Source organism: Bartonella sp. AP20NXHL, from assembly GCF_042196165.1.
Taxonomy (GTDB): Bacteria; Pseudomonadota; Alphaproteobacteria; order Rhizobiales; family Rhizobiaceae; genus Bartonella.
In genome coordinates, this window is the sequence record NZ_JBHIPV010000001.1 from 166,595 (window position 1) to 189,214 (window position 22,620).

Consider the following 22,620-nt stretch of genomic DNA (forward strand, 5'->3'; position numbering starts at 1 on the left):
TAACTATTTGGGAGGAAAGTTGTTTACTTTTATTTATTCAGTAGAGTTGTTTAACTTCGTTTAGCTACGTGCTTAATTGTTTTGCACAATTCCTAATACTCTGTACTTTTCTACTATTTGGCGGCATGCTTTTTCCTCTTGTTTTTATTCAAAACAATATTGAGTTCAATGGAATAGGAGTATTTTGAGCGTATTCAATTTTAATTGTAAAAAGCATACGCTTTAAAGAAACCTTTTGAAAAAAACCTTGCTCTGATGTTAGCGTTTCGCTAATATAGCGTTGTCGTATTCATTATCTTTAATGGATTATTTTAGCCTTGTTAGCGCCTTATACTATAAGGTTTCTTTTCTTCAAAACTGTTGATACGAATGATTAATTGGATATTCATTTTTATTAAAAAATAAGGCGTTTGTTAACCACACAAGGAGTGAATTTTAATACCAAAGTAAAAAATAAAAAAATGTAAGTTCTTAAAACTTATGAGAAATTTATTATAGGAAATACTCTTCATGATGCATATAATTGTTATGATATGGGAAAAATTAAAAATTAAAAAACAAGCTATACGTACACTGATAAAAGTATTAAATAGACTCCTTTGTTCAACCGGTAAAGCAAATGTGACTGCTTAAGTTCTATATTCTTTCAAATCATGCAAAAGATGCACAATATTTAAAGGAAGGTTATAAAGATGAACTGGATTACAAATTATGTTCGTCCTAAAATTAACTCTATATTGGGGCGCCGTGAAATTCCAGAAAATCTATGGATTAAAGATCCTACCAGTGGTGAAATGATCTTCCATAAAGATCTGGAAGCTAATCAATTTGTAGCTCCCAATTCTGGCCATCATATGCGTATCAGTGCTAAAAATCGTCTCATGCATTTTTTTGATGATGGTGTTTATACAACTCTTGAAAATCCAAAAGTTGTAACAGATCCTTTAAAATTTCGTGACGAAAAACGCTATATTGACCGGTTAAAAGATTATCGTTCTAAACTTGGTGTTGATGACAATATTTTAAGTGCACGTGGTACGATTGAAGGCTTACCAATTATTGCAATCGTTCAAGATTTTGCCTTTATGGGTGGATCACTCGGTATGGCTTCAGGAGAAGCTATTATCAAAGCTTTTGATACTGCTATTGCTGAAAGGCGCCCGCTGGTTCTTTTTGCTGCTTCTGGTGGTGCACGCATGCAAGAAGGAACACTCTCGTTGATGCAAATGCCTCGTACAACAGTAGCGATTGAAATGTTGAAAGAAGAAAAACTTCCCTATATTGTTGTGCTGACCAATCCAACCACCGGTGGTGTTACTGCTTCTTACGCCATGCTTGGTGATATTCACATTGCCGAACCTGGCGCTATGATTGGTTTTGCTGGTCCACGTGTAATTCAACAAACTATACGCGAAACCCTACCAGAAGGTTTTCAAAGTAGTGAGTATCTGCTTGAACATGGTATGATTGATATGGTTGTATCGCGTTTAGACATGAAAACAACCATTGCACGTCTTTTACGCTTGATGATGAAACGCCCTGCTGTTTTTAACCCTTCCGATCCATCCCCAACAGACTCTCAAACATCGCTTTCTACAACAAAAGCAGCTTAAATTTATGCAACAAAGCCAAATACAAAGGGTGGTGGATGATTTACTAAAAAATTATCCGAAAAAATTTGATCTTTCTTTAGAGCGTATTGTTCACCTTTTAGAGCGTCTTGGTAATCCACATTTAAAACTTGCACCTGTTATTCACATCGCTGGAACAAATGGCAAAGGATCTGCCTCAGCAATTTGCCGTGCTCTTTTGGAAAGTGCAGGCTACCGCGTTCATGTCTATAGCTCACCTCATCTCGTCAACTGGAATGAACGCTGCCGGTTAGGTCAAAAAGGAGGTGGTCAACTTGTTACAGAAAACCAATTAGCTGAGACAATCCATGAAATTATAAAAGTAAATCGTCAAGAGCCGATTACTATTTTTGAAATTTTTACAGCCGCTGCCTTTATGCTGTTTAGTATACATCCAGCTGATGTTGTCATTTTAGAAGTTGGATTGGGAGGACATTTTGATGCTACCAATGTCGTTAACAAACCAGCTGTATCACTTATTATGCCCATTGATTATGATCATGAGATCTTTCTTGGAAAGACAATTGCTCAAATCGCTTTTCAAAAAGGAGGGATTATCAAACCAAACGTTCCTGTAGTCATTGGAAAGCAAAATTATGAAGAAACTCTTGCTACTCTAATACCCCTTGCTAATAAAAATAAAGCATCTTATTCTCTATTTGATCAAGATTATCAAAGTTATAAAGAACATGGACGTATGGTTTTTCAAAACAATCAAGGTCTCATGGATCTTCCCCTTCCTAACCTTATTGGAGACCACCAAGTTGCTAATGCTGGCGCGTCTCTTGAAGCAGTCTTTCAAGCAGGTTTTCAACTTTCAGAACAAGCCATAAATGATGCTTTGAAAAATATTTATTGGCCCGCACGAATGCAACATCTTACCCAGGGACATTTGGTTGATCAACTGTCTCCTAATATCGATTTATGGTTAGATGGTGGTCATAATCCTGCTGCTGGAAAAGTTATTGGAGCAGAACTTGCACAATGGAGAAAAAAAACAGATCGTCCTATTATTATGATTGCTGGCATGCTCAATACCAAAGATGCTGTCGGTTATTTTCGTTCCTTAGCAAACCTTGTCGATAAAGTATATACGATACCGCTGATTAACAATAATGCAAGTATCTCTCCAATAAACTTAGCTGAATCAGCGCAAAAAGCAGGAATCCTTGCTACTCCACAAGCTCATCTACAAGATGCTTTGCATAAGATTAAGGTGGAATATAAAGAGGCAATTGTCCTTATTGGTGGTTCCCTTTATCTTGCGGGCGATATTTTGCGTGACAATAAAACACCTCCGTGCTAAAAATTAGCCATTTTTAAAACTTTGAAAGATAGACTTTTTCATCATGCAACTTGATTGTGCACTTTATCAACATCCTAAACTTATTACTGTTTTTGGCGGATCTGGTTTTGTAGGACGACATGTCGTTGAAACTTTGACTAAGCGGGGGTATCGCGTTCGTATCGCTGTTCGTTGTCCACAAAAAGCTTATTACATGCTTCAAATAGGAGAAGTAGGACAAACCCAAATGCTTAAAACAGATATCAAGCATCGTGCTTCTGTTGCACGCGCATTGCTTGGAGCTGATGCAGCAGTGTTTTTGCCTGGTAGCTTAAAACAAGCAAATCAATCGAATTTTAAAAAAACACAAATTGATGGTGTTTACAATGTTGCTGAATTAACAGCAGAAACTGGTATTCCGCTAATCTATATGTCAACACTTGTGGCTAACGAGAATGCTTCATGTCTTTATGCACGTGTTAAGTTTATGGGTGAACAAATCATTCATAACAAGCATCCTCAAGCAATTATTATCCGTCCATCCGTTATCTTTGGACCAGAGGACTGTTTCTTTAACACCTTGGCAGATTTGTCACGTTTTTTACCAATTATGCCTCTTTTTGGAGGTGGGCAAAGCAAATTGCAACCCGTGTATGTTGGTGATGTTGCTGAGTTTATCGCGCGCGCTTTAGATGGACAAGTTGCTTGGGGAAAAAATTATGATCTTGGTGGTCCCCAGATTATCACCTTCCAAAATACTCTTGAAAATATACTCAAAATTATTCACCGTAAAAAAACAATCCTATCCATGCCCCTTTCTGCTGGTCTATTGATTGGAGGAATTTTGGGAACAGTCGGTAAATTGCCTTTTGTACCAACACTCGTAACAGCCAATCAGATACGTTTTTTGCAAATGGATAACATTGTTTCTAAAGAAGCTATAGAGAATGGATATACTCTAGAAGGTGTGGGAATTACCCCCAGAGCAATGGCAGCATTCTTGCCAAGTTATCTTTGGCGATTTCGTCCACATGGTCAATTTTCCCAAAACCTATTCGTTTAGAATAAATTCTTCTAAAACTGAGTTAATTATTTGATTTATAATTCATCGCTCGTTGTTAGCAGTTTTAAAATCAGAGTGTTCAATAGAGTGATGTTTTTACATTTTAAATACTCTATTCAGTATCACAAAAAATGTTTAATCGTATATCTATAGTCTTTTGATAAAAATCTTTGAAAACAGGAGAAAAGCACTTCTTATAAACTGTCTTTATCCAAGAGCAGATGCAATATTGGAATCCTAAAGAACCGATTCTGAATTGCCTATTCATAAACATGATAGCCTATGGCTTTGCATTATATTATTTTGCTAAAAAGCTTAATAATGAGATTAAAGTAATACTTCCTTTTTCAACAACCGCATAAGTGAGTAGAATATGGGTATACTACTTTCGATATTATCCCATAAAAAATCGATATAAAAACTGTGAAGCAATGCACCATTTTTATTATTTAAAAGGTATTCCCTCTAGAGATTTTAAAAGAGCTTTTTCACATAGAGAAGTCCTCTTCTTGTCTTGCATTTTTTTTTAATTTCTCCTACCGTCTTGGAAAAACTTATTTTAAAGGAATGAAGAATGGCAGCTCAAGATTTTGTTGTCAAAGATATTGCACTTGCCGCTTATGGTCGTAAAGAACTTAATATTGCTGAAACTGAAATGCCTGGTTTGATGGCTTGTCGTAAGGAGTTTTCTTCCAGCCAACCTTTGCGCGGAGCGCGTATTTCTGGCTCATTGCACATGACAATTCAAACAGCTGTTTTAATTGAAACATTAAAAGCGATTGGCGCCGATATACGGTGGAGCTCTAGCAATATTTTTTCTACGCAAGACCATGCAGCAGCAGCTATCGCCGCAACTGGCATTCCTGTATTTGCCGTTAAGGGTGAAACATTGGAAGAATATTGGACTTATATAGATGCAATCTTCCAATGGCCAGATGGTAATCCTTCCAATCTTATTTTAGATGATGGAGCTGACGCCACAAACTATATTTTAATGGGAAGTCGTGCAGAACAAAATAAAGATATTTTATCGCATCCCAAAACAGAAGAAGAAGAAATTTTTTTCAAACAAATACAAAAGCGTATGGATGCAACGCCAGGTTTTTTTACACGACAGCGTGCAGCAATTAAAGGTGTAAGCGAAGAAACCACAACAGGTGTAAACCGTCTTTATCAGTTACAAAAAGAAGGACTTCTACCTTTTCCTGCTATTAATGTTAATGATAGCGTCACTAAATCAAAGTTTGATAATAAATATGGATGTAAAGAATCATTGGTCGATGGTATTCGACGTGGAACAGACGTGATGATCGCCGGTAAAATTGCCATTGTCTGTGGTTATGGTGATGTAGGTAAAGGTTCAGCAGCATCTCTTTCTGGTGCTGGGGCTCGTGTTAAAGTAACAGAAATTGATCCTATTTGCGCTCTTCAAGCCGCTATGGATGGCTATGAAGTTGTTAATTTGGATGATGCTGCTTCCAGTGCTGATATTATCATCACGACAACAGGCAATAAAGATGTTGTTCGTTTAGACCATATGCGACAAGTAAAGGATATGTGTATTCTTGGAAATATTGGTCATTTTGATAACGAAATCCAAGTCGCTGCCCTTAGAAATTTGCCATGGACAAATATAAAACCACAAGTTGATATGATCACCTTTCCCGATGGAAAACGCATCATTTTGCTCTCTGAAGGGCGTTTGTTAAACCTCGGGAATGCGACTGGGCATCCTTCTTTTGTCATGTCAGCCTCGTTTACTAATCAAGTTTTAGCGCAAATTGAACTTTTTACCCGTGCAGAACACTATACAAATGAAGTCACTGTTTTGCCTAAACATCTTGATGAAAAAGTTGCACGTCTACATCTTGATCGGTTAGGAATAAAATTAAGTGTTTTATCAGAAGAACAAGCCGCCTATATTGGAGTCTCACCACAAGGACCTTATAAACCAAACCATTACCGTTACTAATACGTTTCCTTGGGTTAAAAAAGGGAAAGATGCCGTGCCTAGCTTTGGTGACTATACCCCCAAAGAAAAAGCTCAAAAAGAGATCCGAATCTATACGTATATATTTTGCCTTTTTTTCTTTTTTTCTCCAACATGCGCTGTTGCTCAGTCATTGGAAGGTTATTTACCATTTTTCTTCACTTTTCCAAATAGTCCATGGCTGCTTTTAGCGCTGTGTGGAGGAATTTCTTGTGCTTCACTTCTCTCGTGCATAGCTGTTACCGTGCGTGCAAAAAAAACTGCACAGAAGCCTTTGAAGATACTTCAGGCAAATTTTTCTGAAAAACTTAAATATTATGAATGGCTTCTGAAAGAAACCGAGCAATTCCTTCTTATTTGGGAAAATCCAACAACCTTACCCCGTGTTGTTGGTGCTCTTTCTGCATTGCAAAAAATAGGAATCGATCAGAAAGATTTTCAGCGTTTTGAGCTCTGGGTTGAAGAAAATTCTCTGCGAGAACTTGATTATGCATTGACTCAACTACGTTGTAAATGTCACCCTTTTGATCTTTCTATCACCACCACAAACAATGTACTGCTACAAGTTACAGGAGTCATCGCAGGAACAGTCGCTATTGCTCGTTTTCAAGATATCTCAAAACAACAGAGTGAAAATGCTCGTTTAGAGAAAGATATAGCCCGCCTTCTTACTGAACTGAGAATGCAGCGTAATCTTCTTGATCTTATTCAAGAGCCCGTATGGATAAAAGATTGTGAAGGAAAAGTTTGTTTTATCAATCGCGCCTTTAGAGAAATGACAGACTTTCCTGAAGACAGTGATGACGTGGGGGATCTTTTCAATGAAAATACACAACGCAAAACAGATGAAACAGAAACAATTTTTCAAGAACATGTTCATACGGTTATTGGTGGAGAACGGCACCGTTTTCATCTCACACGTATTACAACAGCTGAAGGAATGGCAGCTTTTGCACGTGATGACAGCGCATATGAAAATCTTGCTCATGAATTAAGATATGTTCTTCAAAGCCATTGTGAAACACTTGACCAAATTTCAACAGCTGTAGCCATTTTTGATACAAACCAAAAATTAAAATTCTGTAATCATGCTTTCAAAATTTTATGGCCGTTGGAGAGTTCTTTTTTAGAAAGTGAACCAAGCCATACATTGTTTCTTGAACGTTTACGTGAAAAGGGGCTCATTGCTGAACACCCTGATTGGCGCGCATGGAAAGAAGAACTTTTAAAAGCCTATTGGCAAACAGAATCAAACCAACAAATTTGGAATCTTCCAGATGGGCGTACGGTGCGTGTTGTCTCGAACCCTCATCCACAAGGAGGTGTCACTTGGCTTTACGAAAACCTTACAGAAAAAATTGATCTTGAGCGCCGTTATAATACACTTATTAAAATACAAGGTGAAACACTTGATAAACTTTCTGAAGGCGTGGTCGTTTTTGGTACTGATGGACGCCTTCGCTTATCGAATCCTGCCTTGTCGAAATTGTGGTCTCTTCCTTATAATTTACTGGTAGAAGGAACCCATATTACACAGTTACAAAGCCATTGTTCAGCCTTAACCTTGGGGACAGAATGGGATCAGTTTACCAAGTTCATTACCGGTTTTGCTGAAAAACGTGAAACATTTTCAGGTCGTATAGATCTTAAAAATGATATGATTATTGACTATACTCTGGTCCCTCTTCCTAATGGACAAACGATGCTTACTTTTGTGAATGTTACGGATACTGTCCATGTTGCTCGTGCTCTTCAAGAAAAAAATGAAGCATTAGAAAGTGCTGATCGTTTGCGTAATGAATTTGTCCAACATGTTTCTTATGAATTGCGCACACCTCTCACAAATATTATTGGATTTTCCGATATTTTACGTGATCAAATTTTCGGCTCTATCAATGAACGTCAACAAGAATATCTTGAACACATTCATTCAGAATCAGGAACTCTTTTAAATATTGTTAACGATATTCTTGATCTTGCTACCCTTGATGCAGGCATTATGGAGTTGGACATAAAATCGGTTAACATTGCCGATGCTATGATACAAGCAGTAGCACGCGTAGAAGATCGCCTTAATGGACGTCATATTACGCTTTTACAACAAATTTCCCCTTCCTTAAATTCTATTTCTGCTGATGAAAAACGCTTGCATCAAATTTTTGTGAATGTACTGAGCAATGCTATTAATTTTGCAACGGAGGCGAGTACTATTGAATTTTGCGTCGATGAACAAGATGATAACATTGTCTTTAGCGTTCACAATCAGGGCTCTGACATCCCAGAAGACGTCCTTGATCGTATTTTTAAACGTTTTTCTTCCCATTCACACCATGGTGGGCGTGCGGGAGCGGGTCTTGGCCTTTCCCTTGTGAAAAGTTTCGTTGAACTACACGGTGGACATGTTGAAATTCTTACCGGTTCTGGAAAAGGAACAACAGTTAAATGTTTTTTCCCACTCTCCAAAGGAGATAAGATTTTTTAATTTTAACTTTTATGATAACAAAAAATTTTCATCCATTTCATGGAACTTTTAATGAATTTTAGTTTTTTTCTTGAAAATGAAGAGGCAACAAAGCTTTTTGCACAAAATTTAGCTCTTTCTTTAAAGCCAGGAGATCTTGTAACGCTGCAAGGGGATCTTGGAACTGGAAAGTCAACCATTGCACGTACAATCATCCAAACACTTGCAAACGATAACACTATGGATGTTCCAAGCCCTACTTTTACTCTTGTGCAAAGCTATCAACTTCCAAAGTTTGAAATTATTCATGCTGATCTTTATCGCCTTTCTATGGCAGAAGAAATTGATGAATTAGGGCTTCATGAAGCTCGTGAGAAAAATATTTTACTTGTTGAATGGCCAGAAAGAAATACAGCTCTTTTAGAGCTTGCCACTTTTGCACTCACCTTACACTATAAAGAACATGGGCGTCATGTAACAGTTAAATCAGCACAACATTCCATTGAATGTTTGCAACAGTCTTTTACAATTCGTACATTTTAAAAAACATAGATATAATCATGGGCATCATCATTTTTTTAGTTGGTAATATCTCAGGATATACCTATGAAATTTGAGATGATGAACAACATAAATAAGGCTTCATGGAGGCACCGACCATGGAAGATGAAACGAAGTGCTGACTCTTTCATATAACAATGACATAAATTGCAAAGGACAGCCGTTAATTTATAGGAATTCATCAATTTATTTTAGAGAATCTGATACCTACAATTTTGATTCTAGAGAATAGTATAAGAGAATTTTAAATTGAAGTGGTAACCCTTTAGAAGAGCATTCTATAACCTGTAGTGAATTGCTTGTTTCTTTCTGCTTAAAAATTGTGAGCTTCAGAAAAGTAATTTGCAAAGTTTTTGCTTAAAATCTCCTTTTATGTGTTGAAAGCACTATCTATCTCAATAGTCTTATCTAAGAAAAAATACCTTTATGAAATTATCATTCACCCAATATTTTTTAACACGCATATAAGGAAAGAATTGCCTATATTCTTCATACAAAGCAATTTTTTATAAAAATGGTCAATTGAATCATGCATAAAAGCACGAATTCTTAAATTCATTTAAAATTTTGATTTTTATTGTCTTTTCATTATAATATAATGCAAAAAAGAATATTTTAAAAAAGTCAAAAGGAGAGACAAAACTTCTCTCCTTTATAGTGATTATATGTGGAATTAACTAAGCCCATCTTTTATCCATTCAGAAAGACGTCCTTTAGAGGTAGCGCCAACCATATTCGATGAAATATTTCCATTTTTAAACATTAATAATGTAGGGATAGAACGTACTCCGTATTGGGTAGCCAGTTCCGGATTTTCATCAATATTTACCTTAGCAATTTTAACTTGATTTTGCATTTCTATTGAAATCTCATCCAACATTGGAGCAATCACTTTGCAAGGGCCACACCATTCTGCCCAAAAATCAACCACAACAGGGGTGGAAGAGGTTAGAACTTCACTTTCGAAATTGTCCTTATCAACTTTTATACACGTCATTGATTTATCCTTTATATTCACTTTTTATAGATTGGTATAATAACAATTCATATCAAGTTATTGCAAAGATAAATTATTAAAGGACTTTTTTACACTGGAGATTGTGCATTGTGTTTGTTTGGGCGATTTTATGAAAGTAAATAAAGTGTAAAGATGATTTGCAAGGAAAAGAGTAGCTTATAAAGCAACTTCACTAAGAAATGCCTCAAGTTTTTCTGGAGGAAGTTTAAAAATTTTGGCTTCTTTACTGTAGATAAGCAGAGCCTGGATATCTTTATCGGGATGAATAGCTTGCAACAATTTTCGGTAAAGAGCCATTTGCAACCAGTGATGGGAAGCAATAGCAGCTTCATTTTCTGGCGGGGTTCCTGTTTTAAAATCGGCAAAGATAATACTGTTTTGCGTGATGTAAAGACGGTCAATTTGACCAGAAATTGCTTGTTCTTTTCCACGAATTTTCACAATACCCATTAAGGAGACCTCAGCACGTGAATGCTCAGAGAAAAGGGGCTTGAGGTAAACATGATCTAATATTTTCCAAACATGGCGAAGAGCATCTTCTCTTTGGCTTTCATCCCAATGAGAGGCTTTGATATTGAGATAGTTTCGAGCATAATCTCGACGTTTTTGTGGGGGACAATCGGGTAAGTATTGTAACAATCGGTGAACGAGATTACCATATTCAATGGAAAAAGCCCTGTTGGTATTTTTTTCTCCCAAAACAGGCGAGACGCTATGATATTGTGAATTAGAAGAAATATCGGTATCAGCCTCAATGGAAAGACTAGCAACAGAGGGTCTCAACGGTTTTGGTAGCACTGGTTCTTCTGGTATTTTATGGGAGAAAAAAGCAGGTAAAGGTGGTAAGGTTTGGCATTCAGCACAAGGGACTTTTGAGTTTATAGAAGCAGAAGAAGCAGGTGTAATGCAATAACGCAAAGCTGCAATATCTTCCGAAGAATCTTTTATAGCAAGGGCATGCGGTTCGAGGGCTTTTTTTACGAGTTGTAACCATGTATGAGATGGCGTTTTCGGGCCTTTATATCCACAAATAAACAAGCGATCTTCAGCACGTGTCATTCCTACATAAAGAAGACGCCTATATTCTTCTTCTGCACGCTCTTTTAAATATGAAATTGCTTGTTTAGAGAGTTTTGTATCAAACTTTTCATTGGGATGCCAAATAAAGGCTTGTTTTCCATTCCATTGTGCATTGTTTAAAGGAACTTTAAGCAAGTGAGGCGCATGCTGAGGATGCCAAATCGCACTACCTGGATCGACTAAAAACACAACAGCAGCCTCTAGTCCTTTTGCAGCATGAACAGTCATAATGCGAATTTCTTCATTACTTTGTTCAAATTCACGTTTAATTTCTGGTTCGCTTGCACTTAATGTTTCTAAAAAAGCTTGTAATCCTGGTAATCCTGTTTTTTGAATAGTGAGCGTATAATCCATAAAAGCATCGAGCACATCATTTGCTTCAGATCCTAAACGAGACAGAATTTTTTGTCTTCCCTTATCATTATTCAAAATATGGCTATAAAACTCGAAAACCGGTATTTTATCCACTAAAGCGCGATAATGGTTTAGCCTTTCAAAAGCATCTTTAAAAGATGCCTGCGATGATGCGTGCGTAAATAAGCTTTGCCAAAGAGAGCCGGTGCGGTGTGCAGCAAGCTGATAGAGTTCCTCTTCACTAAGAGCAAAAAGTGGGCTTTTTAAAACACAAGCAAGAGAAAGATCATCTTGTGGCTGTAAAACAAAACGTGCAAGCGCCATTAAATCACGGATACTAATATGTTTGGTAAGCTGTAAACGATCAGCTCCTGCTACGGGAATATTACGGTGTTTAAGAGCACGAGAAAGAGCTGAGACAAATTGATCACGTTTACGGACCAAGATCATAATATCACTTGCACGTATTAAGCGTCCTTTTGCTGGAAGCATTTCGCCTTTTTGTAACCAGTCGGCAATCGTTTCAGCAATTTTTTCTGCTAAACGCACTTCAGGTGTATCTAAATGATTAACAGTTGTATGCCAATCTTGAGGAAAGTCACTCGTTTCTTTGGAAATGGCATCCCATATAACAACTTCACCGGGACTATGAATACGAATAGCTTCATGCACCGTTTTTGTATTTTCTGCCGAAAGTCCTTTATAGTTTTCTGGTGTTTCAAAAACAAGATCAACACTTTTAAGAACATCTGCTGTAGAGCGAAAAGAATAATGCAGTTGTATTTTTTCAAATTGCTGATTTGTTTGCTGCACTTTTTTTTGAATAATTCGTCCATTTGCAGCAAAATTTTCTGGAGCAGCGCCTTGAAAAGAATAAATAGATTGCTTTTCATCTCCAACAGCAAAAAGAGTGCGTATGTTTGTTCGTTGGCTATACCCTGAAAAAAATTCCTGTGCCAACAGTTGAATAATTTGCCATTGCTCAGGGTTGGTGTCTTGTGCTTCATCAAGTAGAATATGATCAAGTCCCTGATCAAGTTTATAGTGCACCCATTGGCTTGCACCTTTGCGCTGTAACAAATGAAGTGTACGCTCAATAAGATCATCAAAGTCTAAGAAGCCATTGGACTTTTTTAGATTCTTATAAATTTTGAGATAAATAGCACAGAGCTGAAAAGCAGCCATATTGAGAGTGGCAACCTTTGCGCATTGATATTTTTCTAAAAAAACAGAAAGCTTGTTTTGTTTATCTTCAAGCATTTGTTGAATAAAAGGCCAAATTTCGTCTGATTTTTTACGAGATAAATTTGAAAAATTACGCGGCTCACCTTTGATTGTAAAATAAATATCAGAAATAATATTGAGAATATTTTTCTCATCATGCACCTTTTCTAATTGGGAAAGTTTTTCCACCATATCCTTAAAGCTTTGACTACCATTGATTTCACAATGCTTAAGAGCATAAAGAGGAAGGCGCGCTGTTTGTTTAATTTGTTCCAGCAGATATTGATTTGTTTCATTGGGCGCTAAGTTAAAAAGCGCGCGCAATTTTTCTTCTCCATTTTCAGATAAAAGAGAAGATAAAAAATCAGACAATTTATGTTGCTTTTCAACTGCTTCATAGAGCAATTGGTTAAAAGTATGTTCGCTAATAACTTGAAGTAACTGTTGCAAAGCAGGTTGTACATCACGACGGGCTAAAAGTTGACGACGGGATTCTTGTCGTAATTTTTTTCGACCGATATCATCGGGAAGTTCAAAATGCCCTGCAATATTGGCTTCTAACATAAATTGATGTAAGAGAGCTTCACAAAAAGCATGAATCGTTTGAATTTTTAAGCCACCAGGCGTTTCGAGAGCACGCGCGAAGAGTTGTCGTGCATAAGTTAGTTTTTGCGCATTAACAGGCTTTTTTTCAAACCGTGTTAAGGTTTCTTGCAGCTGTGCATCATCGAGCTCATTCCAACTGGAAAGCGTGCGAAAAATTCGTGATTGCATAACAGCAGCAGCAGCTCTTGTATAAGTAAGGCATAAAATACGTGCTGGAGGCGTACCGTTTAAAAGCAAACGGATAACACGTTCACTTAAAACGTGGGTTTTTCCAGATCCAGCATTTGCAGAAACCCACACGTTTTTTTGGGGATGTGTTGCTGTTGCTTGTGCATCAAGAGCGGCTTCAGGAATAGAAAAAAACGTCATGATTACTCTTCTTTATGAAAACCACTTGACCATTCCCACAACCGAGCCAAATGGTCGTAGTCACCTTCATATCGTTTTGACATAGGGACAGCATGTGAGAGATAACCTTGTTGTGGATTTTGATAATAAGTTATGAGTGCGATAAGATTTTCCCATGCATTGTCAGCAAGATCAACAGCACTTAGATGAGTTTTTCCGTCTTTTTTCTTTAAAAGAATTGATTGGGATTTAATTTCACCTTTTTTGTTAAGAGGAATGTAAAATAAATTTGAGGGGGTAAAATCTTGAAAATCTGGGAAGCCCCCTTGTATGAGTAAAGCTGTTTCTAAAGCCAATTGCGGAAATAATAATTCACGAACTTGTTTTGATGAAGGAGGGGTTCCGGTTTTGAAATCTAGAATTTCAACCGTTTTATCTGGCAAAACATCAAGACGATCAGCACGTCCTGAAAGGGTTACTCCTGTTGTTCCTATAGAAATTTTTTGTGATACCACTTCCGAATATCGCTCTCGCAGTCCTAAACTTTGTTCCCATTGAATAAAGCGTGGAGCAAGGTTTTCAAAACTATTCCACCAAATTACTTCAATATCGGGTGGAAAATTGAATTTATCAAACTCTTTACGCCCAATAGCAAGCAGTACATTGAGTGCATTTGCAGCATTTGGATTTTTCATTTGTGTGCAAAAAGCTGCAAGAATAGCGTGATAAAGTGTTCCTCGTTCTGAAGCGCTAGGATCATGAATAAGTTCTTTAAGTGGTTTGAGCCTTAAGATTTTTTTAGCATAAATAGCATAGGGATCATATCGCAATGTTTCTATTTCAGTAACTGAAAAATGACGCGGGCGTATATCAAGAGGCGGAGCAGGGCAAGGACGTTCCACCTCAGAAGTTATGCTTGTATGATCAAGCATCTTTGCCCAATGGCGTAGTATTTCACCTCGTTCACGGATTTGTTCCCAAACCTGTTTTCCTACAACTGTTTCCATGCGTTGTAGCCAGCGTGAAGGAATGGAAGGCGTATGATTAACGCGCAATGCGCGACTCATCACCACTTTTTCCATTCCCATCGCCCATTGAAAATCATGCGCAGAAATACCAATACGCTGCTCTGGTGGTTCCAGAGTTAACATCATTTTCATCGGTCGCGATAAAAAAGCATCATTTCGGGTTGATATCGGCCATGACCCTTCATTAAGACCGCCGATGACCACTGTATCAACCGTTTGCAAACGCGATTCCAAAGTACCCCAGATGAATAAACGTGGATGTCCTCCAGGCGAAGGTGCGACGGAACGGGTTGCTATTATGGCAGAAAACATAGCGGGCCATTCACAAAGATGAAATGTTAATCCTGATTGATCACTGACCAATTCACGCAAAAAATTTGATAGGGCTTGTCCTGCTTCGTGTTGATAAAGATGTGCAAGAGAATTATCCTCATTGCGACCAAAATTTTCAAAAACCTCAACAGTTGCTATTGCAGCCTCATTGATGGTGCATTCTTTCTCTTGTTTCATAAGAGATGTTAAAGGTTCAACAGCTTTTTTCAAAAGATGACAAAGGAGACGTGCTTCTTCACATTTCTGCTGATCAAGGGTGTTGACTTCAGAACTATTATGAAAGGATGTATCAATCCATTTTTTGAGAAATTGATCACACTCGCAAAGATTGATGCGCCCTGTATTCCCTCGAAGAACAAAAAGTTCAAAATTTTCTGCCATTTCCCGTAAACGATGACGGTTTTGTTGGAGTGTTGTAAGGGGATGTTTAAGAAGAGAAAGAAAAGCAATGGGATCATCAGCTTGTAACACATTTTCTAAAATAAGTCGTAAGAGAGTTACAGGCAATGTTTGTGCAAGTGGTATTCCGCCTGAATCATTTGCTTCAATTCCAAATCGCTGTAATTCCACAGCAACACGGCGTGCTAAATTACGGTCATTTGTAATAAGGGCTGCAGTTTTTTTGGGTTCTTCAATAGCTTTGCGTAAGGTAACAGCAATCGCAAGAGCTTCTTCACGTTCATTTATAGCTTCAATAAATGACCAATCTGCACAAAGATTCTCATAATCATCACGGACAATTTGTACCCATTTGTCTGTTGTAGAAGCTGGTCGGAGTGCTTCTGATAAAAGAGCCATTCGTTTTTTCTTTATGCTACTCTGTTGGCCAATTTCGCAAACATGATGACGTTGACACTCCATGAGAGTTAGAAGTTTTTTTAAATGATATTGAGGATGGCTAAAAACATTTTCTGCAGGATCAAAAAAATCACAAGCTGTTTTTTCTTTATTGCTTGTGCTTAGTGCATTCCATTGTTCTTCATCCATATGAAGATCAAGACCAGGAAGAACAACAGCCCCTTTGGGCAGAGAAGATATAACCTTTAAAAGATGAGAAACTGCGGGCATAGAACCTGACACACCAGCTGCAATGATCGGTTTATCAGGCTGCATGCATCGTAAAGTCTCTGCATGCATTGTGAGTACTTGATTACGCCATTCAGCGGGATTACTTCGTTGTTTTTCTTTCAAGATTTTTGGCCAATTTTGCGTAACAATAGTCAAGAAATCGAGCGTTATTTGCCACCATTCAGCGACCATATCAGGTGCAATATTTTTAAGTTCTGACCAATCTGCTCCTTCTGCTTCAATTTCGTCCATCAAATGTGCTAAATCTTGCGCAAGCCAAATCGCATCAGCACTATGAGCCGGAATAAGTACATCTTCTGTACCAAACATGGCACGCAGATGCGCAGGCAAATTTTCACGCCATGGACGGATAAGGCGCGCTAAAAGTAAAAGACGTTCGCTTTCTCCAATAGGTGGATCTAGAGCACTGGTATGATTTTCAACAAAAAGAAAACTGTCTTCATCGACATCTCCTAGAGCACGAATGGTTGGCAAAAATGTTGATTGTGTATCACTTCTTTCAACAAAGGCTAAACGCAAAGCGCGAGCAGCACGACGTGTCGGAACATAAATAAGGCTATCGGCAAAGGCTGTTTGAATGTCTCCACTTGAAGCGAAATTATCAATAAGGCTACCAGAAAGTAGTGCATCAACAAAGTGAGGCAAAAAAGCAGTTCCCGGAGAAATAGAAAAGACATGCGGTTTATAGGTCATATGATCTCATATTTGGGATAACAAATTTCAGCTTATTGATTATTTGTATTATTTTGACTGTATACAATATTTATACAAGGAAAAACTGAAAAGCTATGTTTATAAAGCAGATTTTTTAGTTTAGATTTAAAAAATATCGAAATAAATTATATGTCTTAAGTCATCGCGAAAAAATATATAAAATTTTTCTGATATTTTTCAACGTAGAATTGGCTACAGTTTATTCTCTAACTCAAATAGGTAATATAAAAATAAATATTAAAGTTTTAAAAGGTTCTAGAGGTACCAGTGCGCTGTAACTCTTTTAATAATAAATAAATTTACCGTATTTTTTATACAGTTCAATCTAAAAATATCCTTTACATACTCCATCACTTTCAGAAAAAAATAGATATCATGATATTGCAAAACTTAAAAATCAGTTTCATAAATAATATTTTAGAATCCCATAAAAAGCTTGGAAAAAAATAATAATATTTCCACATTTCACAGCGAAAACAGATTACTTTGAGGGAGAGAGTTTTGCGAAATTTTATCGTGCAAGCCTCTATCTTGCTAGAATTACATCCCTTATGCAAAATAGAATGCCCAAAAATATCATTATGTTGCAATTTTATATGTTTGTTTTTAAAGGGACATTTTTCATTGTACTTGATCTTACCTCGTCATGTCATCCCGTAAATAATATAAATGAATAGTATAACGTAAACTTCCGTGAATGGGATAAGATACATCACACACCACCATCATTACATCATAACGCTATAACCACCATCATCATTTTTACCCTCACCCAATATTTTGAAAGCTCTTGGCTATAGAGAAGATCTATAAGAGGTATTGTATTTCTTGCTTCAAGTGTTTTACGCACACACCAATCCTACTTATGATTTTTAAACAAATGATTTTGATTGTTCCCATATAAAAAACGATAAATTATCATTATAAATCAAATTATTGTAGAAAATATTTTTCTTTATTTTAAGAGCGTACTTGATAATCTTTAAAAGCAGAAAATTTTATTTTAGGAGCTCTTTCTGCCTCATAATTCAATGAAAAATGGTTCTCCGCTAAAAAAACTGGATCACCTTCTAAATCATACGCAATAGCAGAGCGGTGATTGCTGAGAAACTTTTGCAACTCATCTTTGCTCTGCGCTGAAATCCAACGGCATAAATTAAAGCGCGCAGACTCAAAATTCACTGGCAAAGAATATTCTATTTTTAATCGTTCTTTTAAGACATCAATTTGCAAAGCACCAATAACACCAATGAGAGAAGGCGACCCATCATCAGGAATAAACAATTGTACAACCCCTTCTTCAGCCATTTGTTGCAAAGCTTCTTTGAGCTTTTTTGCTTTCATTGGATCGCCTAAACAAACACGACGCAAAATCTCTGGTGCAAAATTCGGTACTCCCTTAAAGAGGATATCTTCTCCTTCAGTCAAAGTATCGCCGATACGCAATGTTCCATGATTAGGGATCCCTACGATATCACCAGCATAGGCTTGATCAGCAATTTGGCGCGAACGCGCAAAGAAAAATTGTGGAGCCGAAAGTGTCATCGGTTTTCCTGTTCGAACCAACTTTGTTTTCATACCACGTTCAAGCGTTCCCGAACATACCCGAAAAAATGCAATACGATCACGATGATTAGGGTCCATATTCGCTTGAATTTTAAAAACAAATCCCGTCATTTTAGGTTCAGTTGCTATGACATTGCGCTGATCTGCACTTTGATCACGAGGACTTTGACCAAAATCTATAAGCGCATTGATCAAATCACGAACACCAAAATTTCGCAAAGCTGAACCAAAATAAACCGGTGTCATATGACCTTCACGGAAAGCTTGCAGATCAAAATTCTTGCAAACACTTTGAGCAAGTTCTACCCCTTCAATAAAAGTTGAACGTTGATATTCAGGGAGTAAATGGACAACCTCTCTGGGATTTGAAACTATCTGCTGTATTATCTCATCATCTTTTTGACGAAAACGATTATGATGAAGGTCATAGGTACCAACAAAATCTTTACCCGACCCAATTGGCCATGTTATAGGCGCGGTATCAAGAGCAAGCTTTTCTTCAATTTCATCTAAAAGCTCTATAGGATCACGTGCCTCACGATCCATTTTATTGATAAACGTAACAATAGGAATATCCCGCATCCGACACACTTCAAACAATTTTAATGTTCTAGGCTCAATCCCGCGGGCCCCATCCAATACCATGATAGCACTATCAACAGCTGTGAGAGTGCGATACGTATCATCCGCAAAGTCCTCATGTCCTGGGGTATCTAGGAGATTAAAAATATGATTTTCATATTCAAACGTCATCACCGAAGTCACAACGGAAATACCACGATCACGCTCAATATTCATCCAATCAGAACGGGTTTGAATACGATCTTTTTTGGCTTTTACTTCTCCTGCAAGTTGAATAGCACCACCAAACAATAAAAGCTTTTCTGTTAATGTTGTTTTCCCCGCATCTGGGTGAGCAATAATTGCAAATGTACGGCGTCGCTTTACTTCCTGCACTCTTCGTTCCATTATTCCTCCGTCGGCCGTGCAAGTGTTTCAGCAATCAGTGCACGCATTTCATTAATCCCATAAAGCGCTATAAATGATCCCCATCGTGGACCTCGCTCTTGTCCAAGAAGGACCTCATACAACATTTGAAAAAAAACATTAGAAACACCAGGCCCACCTTCAGGGCTTTTTTTGCTATGATCTTGATAACGTTCCGTTAATCGTGCAACATCAAGAAGCATATTTTGTAATATGTTGCCATCAACAGTTTCAGGTAAATGAGCTAATTTTTCATCAATTTGTGCTAATGTTTCTCGTTCGCTATCATCTGGTATACGAAATTTCTTGTTTGGTTTAACAAAAACATCAAAATATTTAATAGCAAACTTCACCAATTGATCAAGTTCTGGATAAGTTTGTGCATTTGCTCCTTTAGCGTAACGAGAAATAAAACCCCAAAGAACTTCTGCATTCTCCGCATTTGAAGCACTTACCAAATTTAGGAGCATCGCAAAGGATACAGGCAAATCAACCTGCGGCGGACAACCATTATGAATATGCCATACAGGATTATTCAGACGCTCTTTCCATTCTTGGCGACCATAGGCTGAAAGATGCGCATAGTATTCATCAACCGCTTTAGGAATGACATCAAAATAAAGCCTTTTTGCTGTTTTAGGCTTTGAAAACATATAAAGCCCTAAACTCTCTGTTGGAGCATAAGTAAGCCATTCATCAATGGTTAAGCCATTTCCCTTGGATTTGGAAATTTTCTGCCCTTTCTCATCTAAAAAGAGCTCATAGTTGAATCCTTCTGGGGGGTTTCCACCTAATACTTTACAAATTTTAGAAGAAAGATTTGTGGAATCGATAAGGTCTTTTCCGGCCATTTCATAATCAATGCTAAGTGCTGTCCAACGCATTGCCCAATCTACCTTCCACTGACACTTAACTTTGCCCCCCGTAACCTCTGTTTCTATGGTTTCTCCTGTTTCTGGCTCAATATAAGTGACTGTACCTTTTTCAACATTACGCGCAATCATCGGTACCTGTAATACTTTTCCAGAAAAGGGAGAAATCGGTAGAAAGAGTGAATAGGTCGCTTGCCGTTCTTCACCTAATGTTGGTAAAATAATTGCCATAACCTTGTCATAACAGGCAAGGATTTTCAAAAGTGTTTCATCAAAACGACCAGAATTGTAATAATCCGTAGCACTTGCAAATTCATAATCAAAACCAAAACGATCAAGGAAAGCCCGTAACCGCGCATTATTCGCTGCCCCAAAAGAAGGATAATCATCTCCAAAAGGGTCGGGTACACGACTCAACGGTTGACCAAGATAATGTTCCATCCTTTCGCGATCAGGCACATTCTCAGGAACCTTGCGCAAACCATCCATATCATCAGAAAAACAAAGTAATTTTGTTTTTACTTTATTCTCCGTGAGAATATGAAATGCATGACGCACCATGGTTGTACGTGCAACTTCCCCAAAAGTTCCAATATGCGGTAAACCAGAAGGGCCATAACCTGTTTCAAATATCACATTGTCTGGATAACCCGTTTTTTCATATCGTTTGATAATCTTACGTGCTTCTTCAAATGGCCAAGTTCTCGATTGAGAAGCTGCATCTTTTAATTCAGGCGTAAGGTTGAGGGTATCACACTGATCACGCATCATTATTTATCCTAAAAATTACACTCTTTCAAAATAGGGTGTATGGTTCTTGAATTTATTCGTCAATAATAGCAAGCAAAAAGATGAAAATTTCTTTATACTCTTAAGTCACAATACAAAAACCGCCCTCGTTATAAACATGTTTTGTTCTGATAAAAATCAAAAACATTCAATATTATAAAGCAAAATTGACTTGTTTTGATTATCGAAGCCTTCATTGCTATTATTATCATGGGTTTTGCTTATTATATTTATTAGCGCAGAAGATAAGCTTCTAGTATTGAACGAAAGAACGGTAAAAACCAACAGAAAAATGCTTAAACTAGGCATTTCATACAAAAGCACTAATCCATATTACACTTGTCACCGTAATTTTCTATTTCTTTTCTTTATCACCTTGATGACGCATTGCTAATGTACGCAAACGTAGAGCATTTAATTTAATAAAACCAGTTGCATCTCTTTGATCATAAACACCTTGATCATCCTCGAAAGTTACCAACTCACTAGAATAAAGTGATTTTTTACTTTGGCGCCCTTCAATAATTACATTCCCCTTATAAAGCTTTAACGTGACTTCACCTTCAACATGTTCTTGAGATAAATCAATAGCTGCCTGCAACATCTTACGTTCCGGCGAAAACCAAAATCCATAATAAATGAGTTCTGCATAACGTGGCATCAATTCATCTTTCAAATGAGCTGCACCACGATCTAGTGTTAAAGATTCTATCGCTCTGTGAGCCGTCAAAAGAATGGTTCCACCTGGTGTTTCATAAATACCCCGCGATTTCATACCCACAAAGCGATTTTCTACCAAATCTAACCGACCAATACCATTATCGCGCCCATAATGATTTAATTCTGCAAGTAAAGTTGCAGGAGATAAATTTTTTCCATTGATTGAAACAGCATCGCCTTTTTTAAAGCCAAGAGTAATTCTGGTTGCTTGATCTGGAGCATCTTCCGGCGAAAGAGTACGCATATGGACATATTCAGGAGCAGGAAGTGCTGGATCTTCTAAAATCTTTCCTTCTGATGAAGAATGCAATAAATTTGCATCCACTGAAAAAGGCGCTTCACCTTGCTTATCCTTTTCTACAGGAATTTGATGAATACGAGCAAATTCAAAGAGATCTGTCCGACTCTTAAAATCCCAATCACGCCATGGAGCAATAATCTTTATATCAGGATTAAGCGCATAAGCGGAAAGCTCAAAGCGTACCTGATCATTGCCTTTTCCTGTTGCCCCATGAGCAATGGCATCAGCCCCTGTTTCCTTAGCAATTTCAATAAGGCGTTTTGAAATAAGTGGACGTGCAATTGATGTTCCTAAAAGATAAGTCCCCTCATAAATGGTATTGGCTCGAAACATCGGAAAAACAAAATCACGCACAAATTCTTCACGCAAATCTTCAATATAAATTTCTTTAACACCTAGCATTTTAGCTTTACGACGAGCAAGTTCCAGCTCTTCCCCCTGCCCCAAATCTGCTGTAAAAGTTACAACTTCAACGCCTAGCGTACTTTGCAACCATTTAAGAATAATTGACGTATCCAATCCACCTGAATAAGCCAAAACAACTTTTCTAATATTTTGCCACTTTTTCATTTTAACGTTCTATATGAGCTACTTTTTTTA

At 37.4% G+C, this 22,620-nt stretch carries 13 protein-coding genes; 7 read left to right on the forward strand and 6 right to left on the reverse strand.

All coding sequences use genetic code 11. The features are described 5' to 3' along the window. Nucleotides 1-692: 692 nt before the first annotated feature. The 6 genes from accD (at nt 693) to tsaE (ending at nt 8,973) form a co-directional block, all read left to right on the forward strand. Nucleotides 693-1,613 (forward strand): acetyl-CoA carboxylase, carboxyltransferase subunit beta, encoded by a 921-nt coding sequence (accD, locus tag ACFILL_RS00570; RefSeq protein ID WP_375630594.1) that lies wholly within the window; start codon nt 693-695, stop codon nt 1,611-1,613. A 4-nt stretch (nt 1,614-1,617) separates the two neighbouring features. Further along, complete coding sequence (locus ACFILL_RS00575; RefSeq protein WP_273790205.1) at nt 1,618-2,937, forward strand: folylpolyglutamate synthase/dihydrofolate synthase family protein; 1,320 nt, start codon at nt 1,618-1,620, stop codon at nt 2,935-2,937. Between the two features lie 43 nt (nt 2,938-2,980). After that, nucleotides 2,981-3,979, forward strand: coding sequence for a complex I NDUFA9 subunit family protein (locus ACFILL_RS00580; protein WP_273790204.1), 999 nt, complete (start codon nt 2,981-2,983; stop codon nt 3,977-3,979). 574 nt (nt 3,980-4,553) lie between these two features. After that, on the forward strand, nt 4,554-5,951 hold the full coding sequence (gene ahcY, locus ACFILL_RS00585) for an adenosylhomocysteinase (protein ID WP_375630596.1): 1,398 nt from the start codon (nt 4,554-4,556) through the stop codon (nt 5,949-5,951). 34 nt (nt 5,952-5,985) lie between these two features. Beyond that, nucleotides 5,986-8,451, forward strand: a complete 2,466-nt coding sequence (locus tag ACFILL_RS00590) for a PAS-domain containing protein (protein ID WP_375643011.1) — start codon at nt 5,986-5,988, stop codon at nt 8,449-8,451. A gap of 51 nt (nt 8,452-8,502) precedes the next feature. Continuing rightward, the gene (gene tsaE / locus ACFILL_RS00595) at nt 8,503-8,973 is read left to right on the forward strand and encodes a tRNA (adenosine(37)-N6)-threonylcarbamoyltransferase complex ATPase subunit type 1 TsaE (RefSeq protein WP_273790201.1); all 471 of its coding nucleotides are present in this window, start codon (nt 8,503-8,505) and stop codon (nt 8,971-8,973) included. Between the two features lie 691 nt (nt 8,974-9,664). Here tsaE and trxA read toward each other — a convergent pair. From trxA to addB, 3 genes are all read right to left on the reverse strand, one after another. Next, nucleotides 9,665-9,988 (reverse strand): thioredoxin, encoded by a 324-nt coding sequence (trxA, locus tag ACFILL_RS00600; RefSeq protein ID WP_273790200.1) that lies wholly within the window; start codon nt 9,986-9,988, stop codon nt 9,665-9,667. 177 nt (nt 9,989-10,165) lie between these two features. Then, nucleotides 10,166-13,642 carry a double-strand break repair helicase AddA gene (gene addA / locus ACFILL_RS00605; protein ID WP_375643012.1) on the reverse strand — a complete coding sequence of 1,159 codons (3,477 nt, stop codon included), beginning with the start codon at nt 13,640-13,642 and terminating at the stop codon, nt 10,166-10,168. Between the two features lie 2 nt (nt 13,643-13,644). After that, nucleotides 13,645-16,764: a double-strand break repair protein AddB gene (addB, locus tag ACFILL_RS00610; RefSeq protein WP_375643014.1), complete on the reverse strand. Its 3,120-nt coding sequence runs from the start codon at nt 16,762-16,764 to the stop codon at nt 13,645-13,647. Nucleotides 16,765-17,082: 318 nt separating this feature from the next. On the opposite strand from addB, the gene ACFILL_RS00615 reads away from it, so the two are divergent. Continuing rightward, on the forward strand, nt 17,083-17,235 hold the full coding sequence (locus tag ACFILL_RS00615) for a hypothetical protein (RefSeq protein ID WP_375637353.1): 153 nt from the start codon (nt 17,083-17,085) through the stop codon (nt 17,233-17,235). Between the two features lie 510 nt (nt 17,236-17,745). Here the strand turns inward: ACFILL_RS00615 and ACFILL_RS00620 are convergent. The 3 genes from ACFILL_RS00620 to ACFILL_RS00630 all read right to left on the reverse strand — a co-directional run bounded on the left by ACFILL_RS00620 (nt 17,746) and on the right by ACFILL_RS00630 (nt 22,590). Further along, nucleotides 17,746-19,320, reverse strand: a complete 1,575-nt coding sequence (locus ACFILL_RS00620; protein ID WP_375643015.1) for a peptide chain release factor 3 — start codon at nt 19,318-19,320, stop codon at nt 17,746-17,748. Beyond that, nucleotides 19,320-20,981 (reverse strand): lysine--tRNA ligase, encoded by a 1,662-nt coding sequence (locus tag ACFILL_RS00625; RefSeq protein ID WP_375643016.1) that lies wholly within the window; start codon nt 20,979-20,981, stop codon nt 19,320-19,322. The genes ACFILL_RS00620 and ACFILL_RS00625 overlap by 1 nt, the downstream gene beginning before the upstream one ends. Before the next feature lie 373 nt (nt 20,982-21,354). Then, nucleotides 21,355-22,590 (reverse strand): argininosuccinate synthase, encoded by a 1,236-nt coding sequence (locus ACFILL_RS00630; protein WP_375643018.1) that lies wholly within the window; start codon nt 22,588-22,590, stop codon nt 21,355-21,357. Nucleotides 22,591-22,620: the final 30 nt, after the last annotated feature.